Consider the following 15,375-nt stretch of genomic DNA (forward strand, 5'->3'; position numbering starts at 1 on the left):
ATGAAAGGAGTGACAGCGTGACCTCGGGTACCGAAGAAGAAACACTGGCGCAGATCAAAGACTGGTGGCAGCGCAACGGCAAGCCTCTTCTGTTTGGGGCTGTGCTCGCTCTGGTCTTGGTGTTCGGCTGGCAATTCTGGCAGAACCATCAGGTCAACCAGGCGCAGGATGCCTCGGTGATCTATCAGCAGCTGCTCGGCGCAGCACTGGAGGAAGGTGAAGCCGATGCGGCGGAAGTTGCGCGATTGGGCAATCTGCTGAAGAAAGATTTCGCCGGCACGCATTATGCGCAGTACGGCAGCTTGTTCGTGGCGAAGGTGGCGGTCGAGTCGGGGCGGTTGGACGAAGCGGCTAGCGAGCTTCGCGCCGTGGTCGACAAGCCCGCCGACAAGACGCTGGACGAGCTGGCTCGTCAGCGTCTGGCACGCGTTCTGGCTGCGCAGGACAAGGCAGAAGAAGCGCTCAAGCTGCTGGACGGCAAGGCTGATCAGGCCTTCGCTGCCAGTCGCGAGGAGCTGCGCGGCGATCTGCTGGTGCAGCTTGGCCGACGCGACGAGGCGCATGCGGCGTACACCGCGGCGAAAGAGTCGCTGTCCCAGGATGCGGCCATCGGTGGTCTGCAAATGAAGCTGGATGATCTGGCCCGAGGGGAGGCGTAAACGATGCGCTGGAAGACTGCAGCATTGCTGACCCTGGCTGTACTGGCCGCGGGTTGTAGCAGCAAGGACACTAAAGAGCCGGAGCCGGCGGAGCTGACCAAGTTCGAGGCGGAAATCTCCTTGAAGAAGGAGTGGAGTCGTTCGATCGGTGAAGGGCAGGGCAAGACCTACAACCTGCTGACTCCGGTGGTGTATGGCGACCAGATTTACGCCGCCGATGTTGAAGGACTGGTGGTATCCATGGACCGCTTGACCGGCAAGGTCAATTGGAAGAAGAAGCTTGATACGCCGGTTTCCGGCGGGGTGGGCGCCGGGTACGGCCTGGTGCTGGTTGGAACCCTGCGCGGTGAAGTGCTGGCGCTGGACGTCAGCACGGGCGAGGAGCGCTGGCGCAGTCAGGTCAGCAGTGAAGTGCTGGCTGCCCCGGCCGTCAATGGCGACATCGTCCTGGTGCAGACGCAGGATGATCGGCTGATCGCGCTGGAGATGGATACGGGCGCGCAGCGCTGGAGCTACGAGAGCTCTCCTGCGGTGCTGACGCTACGCGGGACCGGCGCACCGCTGCTGACCAATCAGCTGGCCGTTGCTGGTCTGTCCAGCGGCAAAGTGGTCGCATTGGATACCCGCCGCGGGCTTCCGGTCTGGGAGCAGCGCGTTGCCATTCCGCAAGGACGTTCGGAGCTTGAGCGGGTCGTCGATATCGACGGTGGTCTGCTGCTATCCGGTGGCACGCTCTACGTCACCAGCTATCAGGGCCGTGCCGCGGCACTGGAACTGGAAAGTGGTCGTGTCCTCTGGCAGCGCGATGCGTCCAGCTATTCGGGTGCTGCGCTCGGCTACGGTAGCGTTTACCTGAGCCTTGCCGACGGCACTGTCGAGGGGATCGACGAGCGCTCCACGACTGCTCTGTGGCGCAATGAGTCCATGGCGCGCCGCCAGCTTTCGGCTCCCGCAGTATTTTCCAGCTATGTTGTGGTGGGTGACATCGAAGGCTATCTGCACCTGCTGAGCCAGGTCGATGGTCGTTTCGTCGCTCGCGAGCGTATCGACAGCTCCGGCGTCCGTGCCCGTCCGGTAGTCGAAGGCGACTGGCTGTACGCCTTCGGCAATGACGGCAAGCTGGTGGCGTTGACTATCCGTCAGTCTGACTGACCGCAAGTTGCGCCCACGGCTCCGCCTGGCGGAGCCCTGAATATTCGGCCGCTGCAATGCAGCGGCCTTCGTGTTTTCTGAAATATCGCAGTGGAGAGCCGCATGGTTCCCGTAATCGCCCTGGTGGGCCGCCCGAACGTCGGCAAGTCCACCCTGTTCAATCGTCTGACCAAGAGCCGCGACGCCATCGTGGCGGAGTACGCCGGTCTGACCCGAGATCGCCAGTACGGCGAGGCCAAATGGCAGGGCCGCACCTACATCGTCATCGACACTGGCGGTCTGACCGGCGACGAGGAGGGCATCGACGCCAAGATGGCCGAGCAGTCCCTGCAAGCCATGCAAGAGGCCGATGCGGTGATGTTCATGGTTGACGCGCGTGCCGGCATGACGCCTGGCGATCAGATGATTGCCGAGTACTTGCGCAAGATGAACAAGCGCCACTTCCTGGTGGCGAACAAGGTCGACAGCATCGATCCGGATATCGCCCGAGCGGAATTCAGCCCGTTGGGCCTGGGCGACGCCCTGCCGATCGCTGCCGCCCATGGCCGTGGTATCACCCATATGCTCGAGCAGGCGCTCGGCATGTTCCCCAAGGACAACGCCGAAGTTGCCGAAGCGGAGGGTGAAGAGGGCGAGACGGTTGCCGAAGGAGAAGAGCTCAAGCGCATCCCTGGACCGAGCGAAAAGGATGGCATCAAGATCGCGATCATCGGCCGACCCAATGTGGGCAAGTCGACGCTGGTCAATCGAATGCTCGGCGAGGAACGGGTCATCGTTTATGACCAGGCCGGTACAACCCGCGACAGCATCTACATTCCCTTCGAACGTGACGACGCGAAGTACACACTGATCGACACGGCCGGTGTGCGCCGTCGCGGCAAGATCTTCGAGGCTGTAGAAAAGTTCTCGGTGGTCAAGACGCTGCAGGCGATCCAGGACTCCAACGTCGTGATATTCGTCATGGATGCCCGCGAGGGCGTGGTCGAACACGATCTGAACCTGCTCGGCTTCGTGCTGGAAAGCGGTCGGGCGCTGGTCATCGCACTGAACAAGTGGGACGGCATGGAGCCGAGTGAGCGCGACTATGTGAAGACCGAGCTGGAGCGCCGGTTGTTCTTCGTCGAGTTCGCCGACATCCACTTCATCTCCGCCAAGCATGGTACCGGCGTCGGTAATCTGTACAAGTCCGTGCAGGCCTCGTTCACTTCAGCCGTGACGCGATGGCCCACCAGCCGTCTGACGCAGATCCTTGAAGATGCGGTTCGCGAGCATGCGCCGCCGATGGTTGCCAGCCGCCGGATCAAGCTTCGTTACGCGCACTTGGGCGGCGCCAACCCGCCGCTGATCGTGATCCATGGCAACCAGGTCGACTCGATTCCAAAGTCCTACACCCGTTATCTGGAGAACACCTACCGACGCGTCTTGAAGCTGGTCGGTACGCCCATCCGTATCGAGTACAAGGGCGGAGAAAACCCTTACGAGGGCAAGAAAAACACGCTTACCGACCGCCAGGTCAACAAGAAGCGCCGTCTCATGTCGCACCACAAGAAGGCCGAGAAGAAGCGCCGCGACAAGCGCTGACTGCTCAGCGATCTCCGTCGAACGACTGGTCCATATCCAGGGCCGGTCGTGCGTGGCGCGGCGTGCCGACCTGACGAGCCGGATTGCCGACCACCGTGGTATGCGGCGCAACGGGATGCAGCACGATGCTGCCGGCGCCAACCTTGGCGCCTTCGCCAATCTCGATGTTCCCGAGAATCTTCGCTCCAGCGCCGATCATCACGCCGCTGCGCACCTTCGGATGGCGGTCGCCGCCTTCCTTGCCCGTACCGCCCAGGGTAACGCCCTGCAGGATCGACACGTCATCGCCCACCACAGCGGTTTCGCCGATGACAATGCCGGTCCCGTGATCGAGCATGATGCCACTGCCGATGCGGCTGGCCGGGTTGATGTCGATGCCCAGGCGTTCATTGCTGCGTGCCTGGATGAACATTGCCAGCAGGCGTTCGCCCCGTTCATGCAAGTGGTGCCCGACACGATAGGCCTGTAACGCCAGATAACCCTTGGAGAACAGAAACACTTCCAGCACGGTGTCGAACGCCGGGTCGCGGCTGACGATTGCCTGCAGGTCAGAGCACGCCACCTCGGCGAGCGCTGCGGCCTGTTGGTGAATGCCAGCGAAACGATCAGTCAGCGTACGGCTCTGCTCGGTGCCTTCCGCCAGTGCTTGCCCAATGCGCTGGGCAAGCGCGCAGCCGAAATCGGGATGGTCGAGGATAGCCCGCTGGAATAGCGCGGCCAGGGTCGGCTCCGCATCCAGCGCGTGAAGCGCCTGGGCGCGTAGCTCGTTCCATAGCGTGCTGACTGAATGACTGGACATGCGAGGTTCCTTATTGTCGATACGCGAGGGTGCTCGTTCGCTGCACTGTAGCAGCCCGATGGCGGGCGCCGTGCACCCTCGTATCGTGCATCGCTGTTCGGCTATCCTGTCTGCCTTCCTGCCGAACCCCCGTGCGGCAGGCTTGTCGGAAGGCTGACATGCTCATCAGTAAACTGCCCAACGTTGGCACGACCATCTTCACCACCATGTCCCAGCTGGCCGCGGACACCGGCGCGCTGAATCTCTCCCAGGGCTTTCCCGATTTCGATGGCCCCGACGCGTTGCGCGAGGCACTGGCCCGCCACGTCATGGCGGGACACAACCAGTACGCACCGATGACCGGATTGCCGGTCCTGCGCGAGCAGGTCGCGGTCAAGGTCGCCGGGCTGTACGGACGGAAAGTGGATCCTGCCACCGAGGTCACGATTACCCCGGGTGCTACCCAGGCGATCTTCTGTGCGATCCAGGCAGTGATCCGGCCGGGTGATGAGGTCATCGTCTTCGATCCCTGCTACGACAGTTACGAGCCGTCGGTGCAGCTGGCTGGTGGCGTCTGCATTCACCAGCAACTGAGCCTGCCGGATTTCCATATCGATTGGCAGCGCATGGCCGATGCCATTACCCCGCGCACGCGAATGATCGTGCTGAATACGCCGCACAACCCCAGCGGTGCATTGATCGATGCTGATGATCTCGACCGTCTGGCGGCGTTGATCCGCGAGCGTGACATCTATCTGCTCAGCGACGAGGTCTACGAGCATCTTGTGTTCGACGGCCGCGAGCATGCCAGCGTGCTGCGCCACGATGAGCTTTATCAGCGTGCATTCGTCGTCAGCTCTTTCGGCAAGACCTACCATGTCACCGGCTGGAAGACTGGATACGTGGTGGCGCCGCCTGCACTCAGCAGCGAGCTACGCAAGGTGCACCAGTACGTCAGTTTCACCGGTGTCACGCCGCTGCAGTGGGCGTTGGCCGATTTCATGGCCGAGCATCCCGAGCACATCAGCGAGCTACCGGCGTTCTACCAGGCCAAGCGTGATCTGTTCTGCGACCTGCTGGCGGGCTCGCGCTTCAGCTTTACCCGTGCCACCGGAACCTACTTCCAGCTCGCCGACTATTCGGCGATCCGTCCTGATCTGGATGACGTCGCCATGGCTGAGTGGCTGACCCGCGAGCACGGGGTCGCGAGCATTCCGATTTCGGTTTTCTATCAGAGTCCGCCGGCCGATCTGAGGCTGGTGCGCTTCTGCTTCGCCAAACGAGAGGAGACGCTGCGTCAGGCGGCGGAACGACTATGCGCGATCTGAACAATCTGCCCGACCTCGAACTGGCGCTGGTGCAAACCAGCCTGATCTGGCAGGACGCTGCGGCCAACCGCGAGCGCTTCGCCGCATTGCTGGATCAGGCCAGCGGTGCGGACCTGATCGTCCTGCCGGAGATGTTCACCACTGGTTTTTCCATGGATTCGGCTGCGCTGGCCGAGCCGGAAGAGGGGCCGACCTACGCCTGGCTGCGCGCTCAGGCCGCGCGACTGGATACGGTGATCACCGGCAGCGTGATCGTCGAGGCGGCCGACGGCAGTCACCGCAACCGACTGCTCTGGGCGCGCCCGGATGGTGAGGTGCTGCACTACGACAAGCGTCATCTGTTCCGCATGGCGGGTGAGCACAAGCACTACACCCCTGGGCAGCAGCAGGCGCTGTTCGAGGTGAACGGTTGGCGCGTGCGCCCGCTGATCTGCTACGACCTGCGCTTCCCGGTGTGGAGCCGCGATCCACACGGCACCGACCTGCTGCTCTATACGGCGAACTGGCCAGCCGCGCGCCGCGATGCCTGGAATCGCCTGCTGCCGGCGCGGGCCATCGAGAATCTGTGCTATGTCGCGGCGGTCAACCGGGTCGGCGAAGATGGCAAGGGCTATCCCTACAGTGGCGACAGCCAGGTGCTCGACTTCAAGGGTGACACGCTGCTGAACGGCGAAGAGCGTGATGCCGTGTTGCGCTGCACGCTGCGCTCACGCGATCTGGCGGCGTTCCGCGAGCGCTTCCCGGCCTACCACGATGGCGATCAGTTCGAGCTCAAACCCTAGGACTGGACCTCGGGCGATAGCCTGCTGCACTAAGGTGAGGCAGCGAGGTGCTGCGCTAACGGCGGTAAGCGTGAACGGCTGTTGTGGGGAGGCTCCCACCCTGGCGCCCGGGCAACCCGCTGGTTAGTGCGTTGTGCTGTGGCGCCGTCGACGCCACAACAGCCAGCCATAGATCAGCAGATTGGCCAGCAGCACTATTGCCGCCAGCACATATTGCACCGGTATGCTCAGCCAGGCCGGGTAGATCAATGGCAGCAGGTAGTGCTCGATAAAGCCCGCCTCATACCCCGCGTCACCCGCCAGCCGTCGCAGCAGATTCTCCCAGTACGTCAGCGGACACGGCCTCCCGGTCAGCTCGACGGAAACGCCCCAGACGATCGCCGGAATGTGCAGCAACACGAAGCCGCGTTTCCATGCGACCAGCAAGCCGCCAAACAGCACGAAGAGAATGAACCCGAGGTGCAGGAGCAACACGGTGTCCGCGCCAACTCGATAGAGCATTGGGCTACGCCGTCGCGTCTGCGCGACTCATGCCGCGAATCTGACGATCCTGCAGGCGCGCCATGAGGGTGACGGACAGTAGAGCGCCGAGCAGTGCCATGAACATGTCCGATTGGGTATCCCATGGATCGCCCTGGGTGCCGAGAAAATCCTCCGCGCCCTGGCCGGCGATGAGCGCCACCCACCACTCGATCAGCTCATAGAAGGCGCTGAAGGCCAACGCGACACAAAGTGCGAGAAAGCCGAGCATCTTTCCTGGCGCGACGAAGCGCAGGCGGAGCAGGATCTCCCGTGCCAGCAGCGCGGGCGTCACACCCTGAATGAAATGGCCGAGCTTGTCATAGGGGTTGCGGCTGAGGTCGAACCATTCCTGCACCCAGAATCCCGGTGGTACCCGCGCGTAGGTGTAGGTGCCGCCGAGGATCAGGATCAGCGCATGAACGGCGATCACCACGTAGAGCAGTCGCGTCAGCGGCAGGCGCTGGTGGCTCCACAGCAGCAGGGGCGCAGCGATCAGTACCGGAGCGACTTCCAGCAACCAGGTGGCACGGTCATACGGAGCGATCGCGGAGCAGGCCAGCGCCAGCAGCACTACCAACCCCAGCGTTGAATAGAGTGTTCTGTCCTGCATCGAGTTAGCCGTCGTGATCGATCCAGCCGGCAGCATGCCGGGGAGCCAGTCGGCCTGCAACCGGACGCAGGGTCAGGGTGCTTCAACCCTGGCTGGCGGGCGCCACTGCCGAGCGGGAGATCGAATGTTTGCAGTGCCGCAGGTCGACGGCACCGACATAGGTATTGGGATTGCCCTGCACGCAGGCGATGCGCTGGTTGCGCGTGCGCTCCCATTCGCTGACCGGATGCTGGCGGTTCCAGATGTCGTATAGGCGCCGGTCCTGTTTCGACAGGCGCAGTTTGTAGCGCTCGCTCATGTACAGATAGGTGCGGGCGATGGCGCCGCGGCTGTACTCGGGTGGCATGGCCGTGCGCTGCTTGAAGTTCACCACGAAGGGACAGGCACCGTACTGGCTGGGCTTTTCGTTGAGCATGCCGAAGCCGAAGTTGCTGCGGTCGCCGTTCACCTCGCCGACCACCGGAACCAGGTTGTGCAGGTCGGCCTCGGCCAGGCTGAAGATGGGGTCTTTGGCGGTGCACTGCTTGCGCCCGCCCTGTTGCCAGCACTGACGCTGATGGCCGATGACCCAGGCCGGGACGATATGCTCCCACTCCACCCGTTGAGCGCGCTTGGGCTGCTTGCGCGGGACATAGCCGCAGCTGCGCAGGTCGATGCGATTGCCCTTGAAGCTGCAGCCGCAGTAGAAGTCCACCGGTCGGTCGGCATAAAGCGTCCAGGCGACCTTCTTCGCTTCGCGGAAGGTGCGAGGCGCATCGGCGTAAGTGTTGGTGCAGCAGAACAGAGCAAGCAGAAAGAGACTGAGGCGGCGCATGGAATTCTCGACAACTGAACGAGTGTCGCATCCATGCGCGGGCCGGCATCTTACCTTTCGCTTAAGTAAAAGTAATAAAAAACAATAACTTGCATGATGTCACCAGGCCTTCATGCGGCCCAGGCGGTTGATCTGCAGAGAGGCGAGAATGATCGCGCCGCCGACGGCGAGCAGTATCAGGTTGGTCGTGGTGCCCCAGAACAGCAGGTTGAGCAGCAGACCCACCGGCACCGCCATGTTGTTCATCACCGCCAGGGTGCCGGCATCCACCAGCGTCGCGCCCTTGTTCCAGTAGAACTGGCCCAGCGCGGTGGCCAGCACGCCCATCCAGACCAATACGGTCCACTGAGTCGTGGTAGTCGGCAGTTTCTCGACGTTACCGAACAGCAGCCACGCCGGCAGCACGATCAGCAGTGCGCCGAGGAAGAAGTAGCCGAAGCGGCGATGCAACGGCACGTCGGAGGGGTACCGCTGCGCCAGATGCTTGTAGAACACTTGGCCGGCGGCGAAGGTGAAGTTGGCCAGCTGCATGAGCAGGAAGCCGCCGAGAAAATCGCCGGAAACCCCGTCGTAACGGATGAGCCCGGCGCCGAACACCGCGACGGCTGCCGCGACCAGCGCCCAGGGGTTGAAGCGACGGTTGAGCGCGTCGTCGATCAGCGTCACGTGCAGCGGCGTGAGCACGGTGAACAGCAGCACTTCGGCGACCGTCAGCACGTTGAAACTCATGTACAGGCAGAGATACGTCACGCCGAACTGCAGCGCGCCGACCAGGGTCACGCCGGCGATGAAGCCGGGGGCGACACCGCGCCAGCGGGTCAGCGGCAGGAACACCAGGCCGGCGAGAATCACTCGGGTCAGCACTGCGAAATAGCTGTCCACCTGGCCGGCCAGGTAGACGCCGATCAGGTTGAAGGAAAAGGCCCAGAGCAGGGTGACGAAGATCAGATAGCGCATACCGCCTCCACGACGAAGGCCGGCGACCTTAGCGGCTGCGCATGAAAGAGGGAAGGGCTGGCGCGCCTCTGGGCTCGCCAGCCGAGCGGTCAGGCCGCTTTCAGGGTGGCCATGTCGATGACGAAGCGGTACTTCACATCGCTCTTGAGCATGCGCTCGTAGGCTTCGTTGATGTCCTGCATGCGGATCATCTCGATGTCCGAGACGATGCCGTGCTCGGCGCAGAAGTCGAGCATCTCCTGGGTTTCGGCGATGCCGCCGATCAGCGAGCCGGCGATGCGACGGCGCTTGAAGATCAGGCCGAACACGCTGGGCGACGGGTGCGGCGAAGCCGGTGCGCCGACCAGCGTCATCGTGGCGTCGCGCTTGAGCAGATTCACGAACGCATCGAGGTTATGTGGCGCGGCAACGGTGTTGAGAATGAAGTCGAAGCTGTTGACGTGCGCAGCCATCTCCTCCTTGTTCTTCGACACCACCACTTCCGACGCGCCGAGGCGCAGCGCATCTTCCCGCTTGTCCGGCGAGGTGGTGAACAGCACGACCTTTGCACCCATGGCGTTGGCGATCTTCACCGCCATATGGCCGAGCCCGCCGAGGCCGACGACACCGACCTTCTGCCCCGGGCCGACCTTCCACTGGCGCAGCGGCGAATAGGTGGTGATGCCCGCGCAAAGCAGCGGCGCGACGGCGGCGAGGTTGTCGGTGTGGTTGATGCGTAGCACGTACTTTTCGTCCACCACGATGTTGTCGGAATAGCCGCCAAGGGTGTTCTCGCCACCGCCGAAGGCCGGACCGTTGTAGGTGCCGACGAAGCCGTTCTCGCAATACTGCTCCAGCCCCTCGCCGCAGGAGGAGCAGCTGCGGCAGCTGTCGACCAGGCAGCCGACGCCGGCGATATCGCCCGCCTTGAACTTGCTGACGTTCGCGCCGACCGCGCTCACGCGGCCGACGATCTCGTGGCCGGGCACGGAGGGATACAGGGTGTTGTTCCACTCGTTGCGTGCGGTATGCAGGTCCGAATGGCAGACGCCGCAGAAGAGAATCTCGATCCGTACATCGTTTGGCCCAACTTCGCGGCGCGAAAACGAGTAGGGGGCGAGCGGGGCGCTCGGGTCGAGGGCGGCGTAACCGATGCTGTTGCTCATGACGGCTCCATTGTTCGTTCGGGATTTGCAGAGGCCAAGCCTAATGGCAGCGGAAACAGGAGCGTTTGCACAATCCTGCCGATGGCTGACGTGTTTCTGCCGAATTGCCGGGCCTGGCTGACTGAGTTGGGAGGGTATTGGGAGGCGAACAGTTCAGTCGCTCACCGCAGTCGGGCGCGACCGGCGACGCGTGGCGGCGTCGCAACAATGTGCCGGCGCCATCGGTGATGGCGCCGGCGGGACGAGCTTGCCGGCGTAGCGCTCAGGAATGGCGAGCCCGATGGGCTCGCCGCAGGGGCTCAGGCGGCCTGCTCCTGCGCCTCTCGCAAGGCCCGGTTCATGGCACTGAACAGCGCACGGATGCTGGCGGTGGTGATGTTTTCGTCGATGCCGATACCGTGCAGCGGGCGCTCGCCGTCCAGGCGTACCTCGATATAAGCAGCGGCCTTGGCGTTGCTGCCGGCGCCGATGGAATGCTCGTGGTAGTCCATGATCTCCAGCTTCACTGGCAACGCGGCGACCAGCGCTTCCAGCGGCCCCTTGCCGATGCCGCGCCAGTGAGCGATCTCGCCATCGGTCGCGACTTCCACATCCACCGCACTGGTGCCGTTCTCTTCCTGCAGACGATGGCCCTTGAGCGTGTACGGCGCGGTGGCCTGCAGGTACTCGGCTTCCAGCAGCGCGTAGATCTGTTTGGCACTCATCTCCAGGCCCAGGCGGTCGGTTTCCTTCTGCACCACCTGGCTGAACTCGATCTGCATGCGTCGCGGCAGGCTGATGCCGTATTCCTGCTCGAGCAGGAAGGTGATGCCGCCCTTGCCGGACTGGCTGTTGACGCGAATCACGGCCTCGTAGCTGCGGCCGATGTCGGCCGGGTCGATCGGCAGATACGGCACCTCCCAGACGCCCTCCTGATCCTGCTGGGAAAAGCCCTTGCGAATCGCATCCTGGTGCGAGCCGGAGAACGCGGTATGCACAAGGTCGCCGACATAGGGGTGGCGCGGGTGTACTGGCAGCTGGTTGCATTCCTCCACCACCTTGCGCACGGCGTCGATGTCGGAGAAGTCCAGTTGCGGGTCAATGCCCTGGGTGTACATGTTCAGCGCCACGGTGACCAGGTCGACGTTGCCGGTGCGCTCGCCATTGCCGAACAGGCAGCCTTCGACGCGATCGGCGCCGGCCATCAGGCCCAGCTCGGTGGCGGCCACGCCGGTGCCGCGATCGTTGTGGGTGTGCAGGCTGACCAGCACGCTGTCGCGACGGTCGACGTGGCGGCAGAACCACTCGATCTGGTCGGCGTAGATATTGGGTGTGGCGGCTTCCACCGTGGCCGGCAGGTTGAGGATCAGCTTCTGCTCAGGAGTCGGCTGGAACACCTCGATCACGGCGTTGCATACCTCGACCGCGAATTCCGGCTCGGTGGAGCTGAAGATCTCCGGCGAGTACTCGAAACGCCAGGCGGTTTCCGGATTCTGTGCGGCCAGGCGCTTGATGATCTTTGCTGCGTTGACCGCGATGTTCACCACGCCGGCCTTGTCCTGGTTGAAGACGATGCGGCGGAAGCTCGGCGCGGTGGCGTTGTAGTAGTGGACGATGGCCTGCTTGGCGCCCTTCAGCGACTCGAAGGTGCGGGTGATCAAGTCTTCGCGCGCCTGGGTTAGCACCTGGATGGTGACGTCGTCAGGGATGTGTCCGCCTTCGATCAGCTCGCGGACGAAGTCGAAGTCGGTCTGCGAAGCAGAGGGGAAGCCGACCTCGATTTCCTTGATGCCGACCTGAACCAAGGTCTTGAAGAAACGCATCTTCTTCGCGGCATCCATCGGCTCGATCAGCGACTGGTTGCCATCGCGCAGATCTGAGCTCAGCCAGATCGGTGCCTGGGTGATCGACTTGGACGGCCAGGTGCGATCCGGAATGTCGATGGCCGGAAAGGCGCGATATTTTTTCGATGGGTTCTTGAGCATGGTCATGGTGTTTCCCCAGGCGATCCTTGAGCTAGCAACTTGTCTGCCCATTACGGGCATCGGTTTATGGTGCAAAGCTAGTGCTTCGTGGTTGGGTCTTGCAAGTCCTGATAGAAAATTGATTGTTTATTGCTGTATTCAGACCTTGTAGGTGATTTGTGCTGGTCCGAAGGTGAAAAGAGAAGATTGATTGCTCGACTCTGTTGCGGCCTCATGTCGCAGCGGACGGCGCGAAAAGGCTGTGCGATCATCCAGCCATTCCATAGGGTCATGTCACGAAGGCCACGCAGGTGACACGCAAACGGTATTCGACAATGAGCATTTGGCTTGGCCTGTTCGCCATGCTGATGATCCATGTCGGCCCGTTGTATTCGGCAGTCCAGGCCGCTCAGGCCGCCGAGGTCAGCGAACATCACCACCACGCCGAGCATGAATCCTCCGCTCACGGTCATCATGGCCCGGCGCGCGCGGGCGAACCCGCTTGGCTGACCGCTCTCGAACTCTGCGGCTACTGCGAGCTGCTGACCGTTAACCCGCCGCTCAGCTTGTCCGTTCACCTGGTTCTGCCGCGGCACGAGCCGGGCTATATCCAGTCACTTCCCGAACAACCGCTGCCGCCAGCGCTGCGCCGCAGCAGCGGCCATCCCCGCGCCCCACCGCATCTCCACTGCTGACCGCAACCAGCCGCCTCGTTGCGGCCTAATCACATGCAGAAGTGGAAGTTCTTATGTCCAGCATTACTCATGGCTGTACGGCGCGAGCGCGCCTGTCTGAGCGTTTTTCGATTCAACCATCCCGCCTGCGTTGGCAGTTCGCCCATGCCGCGCTGCTGGGAATGCTCGCCAGTGGCGCACTGGCCGCGGAGGCTGAGCATGCCGGCCATGCGGAGCACGCCGAAGCCGTTGAACTGGCGCCGATGGTCATTACCGGCGTCGGCCAGCAGTCCCCACTGACCGTGGTGACCGACCCCAAGATTCCCCGTCAGCCGATGCCGGCCAGCGACGGTGCCGACTACCTGAAGACCATTCCCGGCTTTTCCGCCGTGCGTAACGGCGGCGTCAACGGTGATCCGGTGTTCCGCGGCATGTTCGGCTCGCGCCTGAAACTGCTCTCCAACGGCGGCGAAATGCTCGGCGCCTGCCCGAATCGCATGGATTCGCCGAGCTCGTACATCAGCCCGGACACCTTCGACAAGCTCACGGTCATCAAAGGGCCGCAGAGCGTGCTCTGGGGGCCAGGTGCCTCGGCTGCCACCGTGCTCTTCGAGCGCGAGCCGGAGCAGTTCAGCGAGCCGGATTACCGTCTCAACGGCAGCTTGCTGACCGCCTCCAACGGTCGCTTCGACCGCAACCTGGACGCCGCCGCCGGCAACAGTCAGGGCTATGCCCGGCTGATGGCCAACAGCTCCCAGGCTGACGATTACGCCGATGGCAACGGCGATACCGTGCCATCGCGTTACGACAAGTGGAACACCGACATCGCCCTGGGCTGGACGCCGGATGCGGACACCTTGGTCGAGCTGACCGCCGGTCGCGGCGATGGCTACGCACGCTATGCCGGGCGCGGGATGGACGGCAGCCAGTTCCAGCGTGAGAGCCTGGGGCTGCGCTTCGAGAAGACCAATCTCGGCGAGACCTTCTACGGGCTGGAGGCGCAGGTCTACTACAACTACGCCGACCACATCATGGACAACTACAGCCTGCGCGATTTCGTGCCGTCGATGATGATGCCCAACCCGACGCTGTCGCGGGTCGACCGGCGTACGCTGGGTGGCCGGCTGGTCGGCACCTGGCAATGGACGGATGTCGAGCTCAAGGCCGGGGTCGATGCCCAGCGTAGCGAGCACCGCAAGGTCATGAACCCGGCCGGCGCCGCCAACCAGATGGTCACCGCTGCGGGAAGCGACGCACTGCCCTGGGTGCCGGACGCGATGTTGCACAGCTATGGCGTCTTCGGCGAGCTGAGCTGGCAGCTCAGCGAGCGCGAGAAGCTCATCAGCGGCCTGCGCCTGGACCTGCATGAGGCGACCGATGAGCGCGACTACTTCAACAGCCACCATCCGACGCTCAAGAACGGGATGGGTATGCCCGTCAGTCAGGATTGGGACAACCCCACCGCCGGCGAAACCCGCCGCGATACGCTCTACAGCGGCTTCGTGCGCTACGAGGAAGAGCTGACCAGTGTGCCTGCCACCTGGTACGCCGGCCTCGGGCATGCGCAGCGCTTCCCTGACTACTGGGAGCTGTTCGTCTCCAACCCCGGTCCGGTCGGCACGGTGCAGCCGTTCGATTCGGTACGGCCGGAGAAGACCACCCAGCTGGACGTCGGCTTGCAGTACGCGAAAGGACCGCTGGAAGCCTGGGTTTCAGCTTATGCCGGCGTGGTCGAGGACTACATCCTGTTCAGCTATGTGCCCGGCGTAATGCCCGGCATGCTTCGCGCCGAGGTCAGCAACATCGACGCTACCATCGCTGGAGCCGAGATGGGCGCCAGCTACCGTTTCACCAGCAACTGGAAGGGTGATGCGAGCCTGGCCTATGCCTGGGGCAAGAACCGCAGCGACGATCGTGCCATGCCGCAGATCCCGCCACTGGAAGGACGTCTGGGCCTGACCTACGAGCGAGACAACTGGAGCACCAGTGGCCTCTGGCGCGTGGTCGCCTCGCAGGGTCGGGTCGCAGAGAACCAGGGCACGGTGGTCGGCAAGGACTTCGACGAGAGCGCCGGCTTCGGCGTGCTGGCGGTCAACGGTGCCTACCGGCTGAACAAGAACTTCAAGCTCAGTGCGGGCGTCGACAACCTGCTGGACAAGGCCTACAGCGAGCATCTCAATCTAGCCGGCAGTGCGGGCTTCGCCGATTACGGCCTTGAGCCCACCAGCCGAGTCAATGAACCGGGCCGCACCTACTGGGCGCGGGTCGACATGAGCTTCTAACGAGACAACGGCGGTAAAGGAGCGAGGGTTCGCCTCGCTCCGGACGTAGGTTGGCGCTGAGGCGCGGGGCGTGCTGGAGCGGCTCGCGGCGCTGGCATCAGGGATGACGCATGGGCAGCGCTCAAGGCGGTTTCAGCGGCTTCGTGCC

Annotated in this window: 14 protein-coding genes; 7 read left to right on the forward strand and 7 right to left on the reverse strand. The window is 63.3% G+C overall.

What is annotated here, in order from left to right; translation table 11 throughout:
• Positions 1-17 precede the first annotated feature (17 nt).
• The 3 genes from LLJ08_RS05435 to der all read left to right on the forward strand — a co-directional run bounded on the left by LLJ08_RS05435 (position 18) and on the right by der (position 3,392).
• Positions 18-659, forward strand: coding sequence for a YfgM family protein (locus LLJ08_RS05435; RefSeq protein WP_228208396.1), 642 nt, complete (start codon positions 18-20; stop codon positions 657-659).
• Positions 660-662: 3 nt separating this feature from the next.
• Complete coding sequence (gene bamB, locus LLJ08_RS05440) at positions 663-1,811, forward strand: outer membrane protein assembly factor BamB (RefSeq protein WP_228208397.1); 1,149 nt, start codon at positions 663-665, stop codon at positions 1,809-1,811.
• A gap of 102 nt (positions 1,812-1,913) precedes the next feature.
• Complete coding sequence (der, locus tag LLJ08_RS05445) at positions 1,914-3,392, forward strand: ribosome biogenesis GTPase Der (RefSeq protein ID WP_125877887.1); 1,479 nt, start codon at positions 1,914-1,916, stop codon at positions 3,390-3,392.
• A 4-nt stretch (positions 3,393-3,396) separates the two neighbouring features.
• Here the strand turns inward: der and cysE are convergent, their stop codons facing one another.
• A complete protein-coding gene (gene cysE, locus LLJ08_RS05450; protein WP_228208398.1) occupies positions 3,397-4,191 on the reverse strand; it encodes a serine O-acetyltransferase in 795 nt (264 codons plus the stop codon).
• A 158-nt stretch (positions 4,192-4,349) separates the two neighbouring features.
• Between cysE and LLJ08_RS05455 the strand changes: the two genes are divergently transcribed.
• Together LLJ08_RS05455 and LLJ08_RS05460 are read left to right on the forward strand one after the other, a co-directional pair.
• The gene (locus LLJ08_RS05455) at positions 4,350-5,498 is read left to right on the forward strand and encodes a pyridoxal phosphate-dependent aminotransferase (RefSeq protein WP_228208399.1); all 1,149 of its coding nucleotides are present in this window, start codon (positions 4,350-4,352) and stop codon (positions 5,496-5,498) included.
• Positions 5,486-6,280 carry an amidohydrolase gene (locus LLJ08_RS05460; protein WP_228208400.1) on the forward strand — a complete coding sequence of 265 codons (795 nt, stop codon included), beginning with the start codon at positions 5,486-5,488 and terminating at the stop codon, positions 6,278-6,280. The genes LLJ08_RS05455 and LLJ08_RS05460 overlap by 13 nt, the downstream gene beginning before the upstream one ends.
• 123 nt (positions 6,281-6,403) lie before the next feature.
• Here the strand turns inward: LLJ08_RS05460 and LLJ08_RS05465 are convergent, their stop codons facing one another.
• From LLJ08_RS05465 to leuA, 6 genes are all read right to left on the reverse strand, one after another.
• Positions 6,404-6,781 carry a DUF2784 domain-containing protein gene (locus LLJ08_RS05465; RefSeq protein WP_213574116.1) on the reverse strand — a complete coding sequence of 126 codons (378 nt, stop codon included), beginning with the start codon at positions 6,779-6,781 and terminating at the stop codon, positions 6,404-6,406.
• Between the two features lie 4 nt (positions 6,782-6,785).
• Positions 6,786-7,412, reverse strand: coding sequence for a DUF2238 domain-containing protein (locus LLJ08_RS05470; RefSeq protein ID WP_042928285.1), 627 nt, complete (start codon positions 7,410-7,412; stop codon positions 6,786-6,788).
• Between the two features lie 82 nt (positions 7,413-7,494).
• A complete protein-coding gene (locus LLJ08_RS05475; RefSeq protein WP_228208401.1) occupies positions 7,495-8,226 on the reverse strand; it encodes an endonuclease in 732 nt (243 codons plus the stop codon).
• 99 nt (positions 8,227-8,325) lie between these two features.
• Positions 8,326-9,183: a carboxylate/amino acid/amine transporter gene (locus tag LLJ08_RS05480; RefSeq protein ID WP_023446536.1), complete on the reverse strand. Its 858-nt coding sequence runs from the start codon at positions 9,181-9,183 to the stop codon at positions 8,326-8,328.
• A gap of 89 nt (positions 9,184-9,272) precedes the next feature.
• Positions 9,273-10,328 carry an NAD(P)-dependent alcohol dehydrogenase gene (locus tag LLJ08_RS05485; RefSeq protein ID WP_023446535.1) on the reverse strand — a complete coding sequence of 352 codons (1,056 nt, stop codon included), beginning with the start codon at positions 10,326-10,328 and terminating at the stop codon, positions 9,273-9,275.
• 299 nt (positions 10,329-10,627) lie between these two features.
• Positions 10,628-12,298: a 2-isopropylmalate synthase gene (gene leuA / locus LLJ08_RS05490; RefSeq protein ID WP_228208402.1), complete on the reverse strand. Its 1,671-nt coding sequence runs from the start codon at positions 12,296-12,298 to the stop codon at positions 10,628-10,630.
• Between the two features lie 308 nt (positions 12,299-12,606).
• On the opposite strand from leuA, the gene LLJ08_RS05495 reads away from it, so the two are divergent.
• Together LLJ08_RS05495 and LLJ08_RS05500 are read left to right on the forward strand one after the other, a co-directional pair.
• Positions 12,607-12,966: a DUF2946 domain-containing protein gene (locus tag LLJ08_RS05495; RefSeq protein ID WP_228208403.1), complete on the forward strand. Its 360-nt coding sequence runs from the start codon at positions 12,607-12,609 to the stop codon at positions 12,964-12,966.
• Positions 12,967-13,019: 53 nt separating this feature from the next.
• Positions 13,020-15,227: a TonB-dependent copper receptor gene (locus LLJ08_RS05500; RefSeq protein ID WP_228208404.1), complete on the forward strand. Its 2,208-nt coding sequence runs from the start codon at positions 13,020-13,022 to the stop codon at positions 15,225-15,227.
• Positions 15,228-15,375: the final 148 nt, after the last annotated feature.

The organism is Stutzerimonas chloritidismutans, from assembly GCF_020783375.1.
GTDB lineage: Bacteria > Pseudomonadota > Gammaproteobacteria > Pseudomonadales > Pseudomonadaceae > Stutzerimonas > Stutzerimonas kunmingensis.

What these genes read in the sequence shown, in the direction of transcription:
- bamB (WP_228208397.1), top strand. Translation starts at nt 663, where the DNA reads ATGCGCTGGAAGACTGCAGCATTGCTGACCCTGGCTGTACTGGCCGCG.
- der (WP_125877887.1), top strand. Translation starts at nt 1,914, where the DNA reads ATGGTTCCCGTAATCGCCCTGGTGGGCCGCCCGAACGTCGGCAAGTCC.
- cysE (WP_228208398.1), bottom strand. Translation starts at nt 4,191, where the DNA reads ATGTCCAGTCATTCAGTCAGCACGCTATGGAACGAGCTACGCGCCCAG.
- LLJ08_RS05455 (WP_228208399.1), top strand. Translation starts at nt 4,350, where the DNA reads ATGCTCATCAGTAAACTGCCCAACGTTGGCACGACCATCTTCACCACC.
- LLJ08_RS05460 (WP_228208400.1), top strand. Translation starts at nt 5,486, where the DNA reads ATGCGCGATCTGAACAATCTGCCCGACCTCGAACTGGCGCTGGTGCAA.
- LLJ08_RS05465 (WP_213574116.1), bottom strand. Translation starts at nt 6,781, where the DNA reads ATGCTCTATCGAGTTGGCGCGGACACCGTGTTGCTCCTGCACCTCGGG.
- LLJ08_RS05470 (WP_042928285.1), bottom strand. Translation starts at nt 7,412, where the DNA reads ATGCAGGACAGAACACTCTATTCAACGCTGGGGTTGGTAGTGCTGCTG.
- LLJ08_RS05475 (WP_228208401.1), bottom strand. Translation starts at nt 8,226, where the DNA reads ATGCGCCGCCTCAGTCTCTTTCTGCTTGCTCTGTTCTGCTGCACCAAC.
- LLJ08_RS05480 (WP_023446536.1), bottom strand. Translation starts at nt 9,183, where the DNA reads ATGCGCTATCTGATCTTCGTCACCCTGCTCTGGGCCTTTTCCTTCAAC.
- LLJ08_RS05485 (WP_023446535.1), bottom strand. Translation starts at nt 10,328, where the DNA reads ATGAGCAACAGCATCGGTTACGCCGCCCTCGACCCGAGCGCCCCGCTC.
- leuA (WP_228208402.1), bottom strand. Translation starts at nt 12,298, where the DNA reads ATGACCATGCTCAAGAACCCATCGAAAAAATATCGCGCCTTTCCGGCC.
- LLJ08_RS05495 (WP_228208403.1), top strand. Translation starts at nt 12,607, where the DNA reads ATGAGCATTTGGCTTGGCCTGTTCGCCATGCTGATGATCCATGTCGGC.
- LLJ08_RS05500 (WP_228208404.1), top strand. Translation starts at nt 13,020, where the DNA reads ATGTCCAGCATTACTCATGGCTGTACGGCGCGAGCGCGCCTGTCTGAG.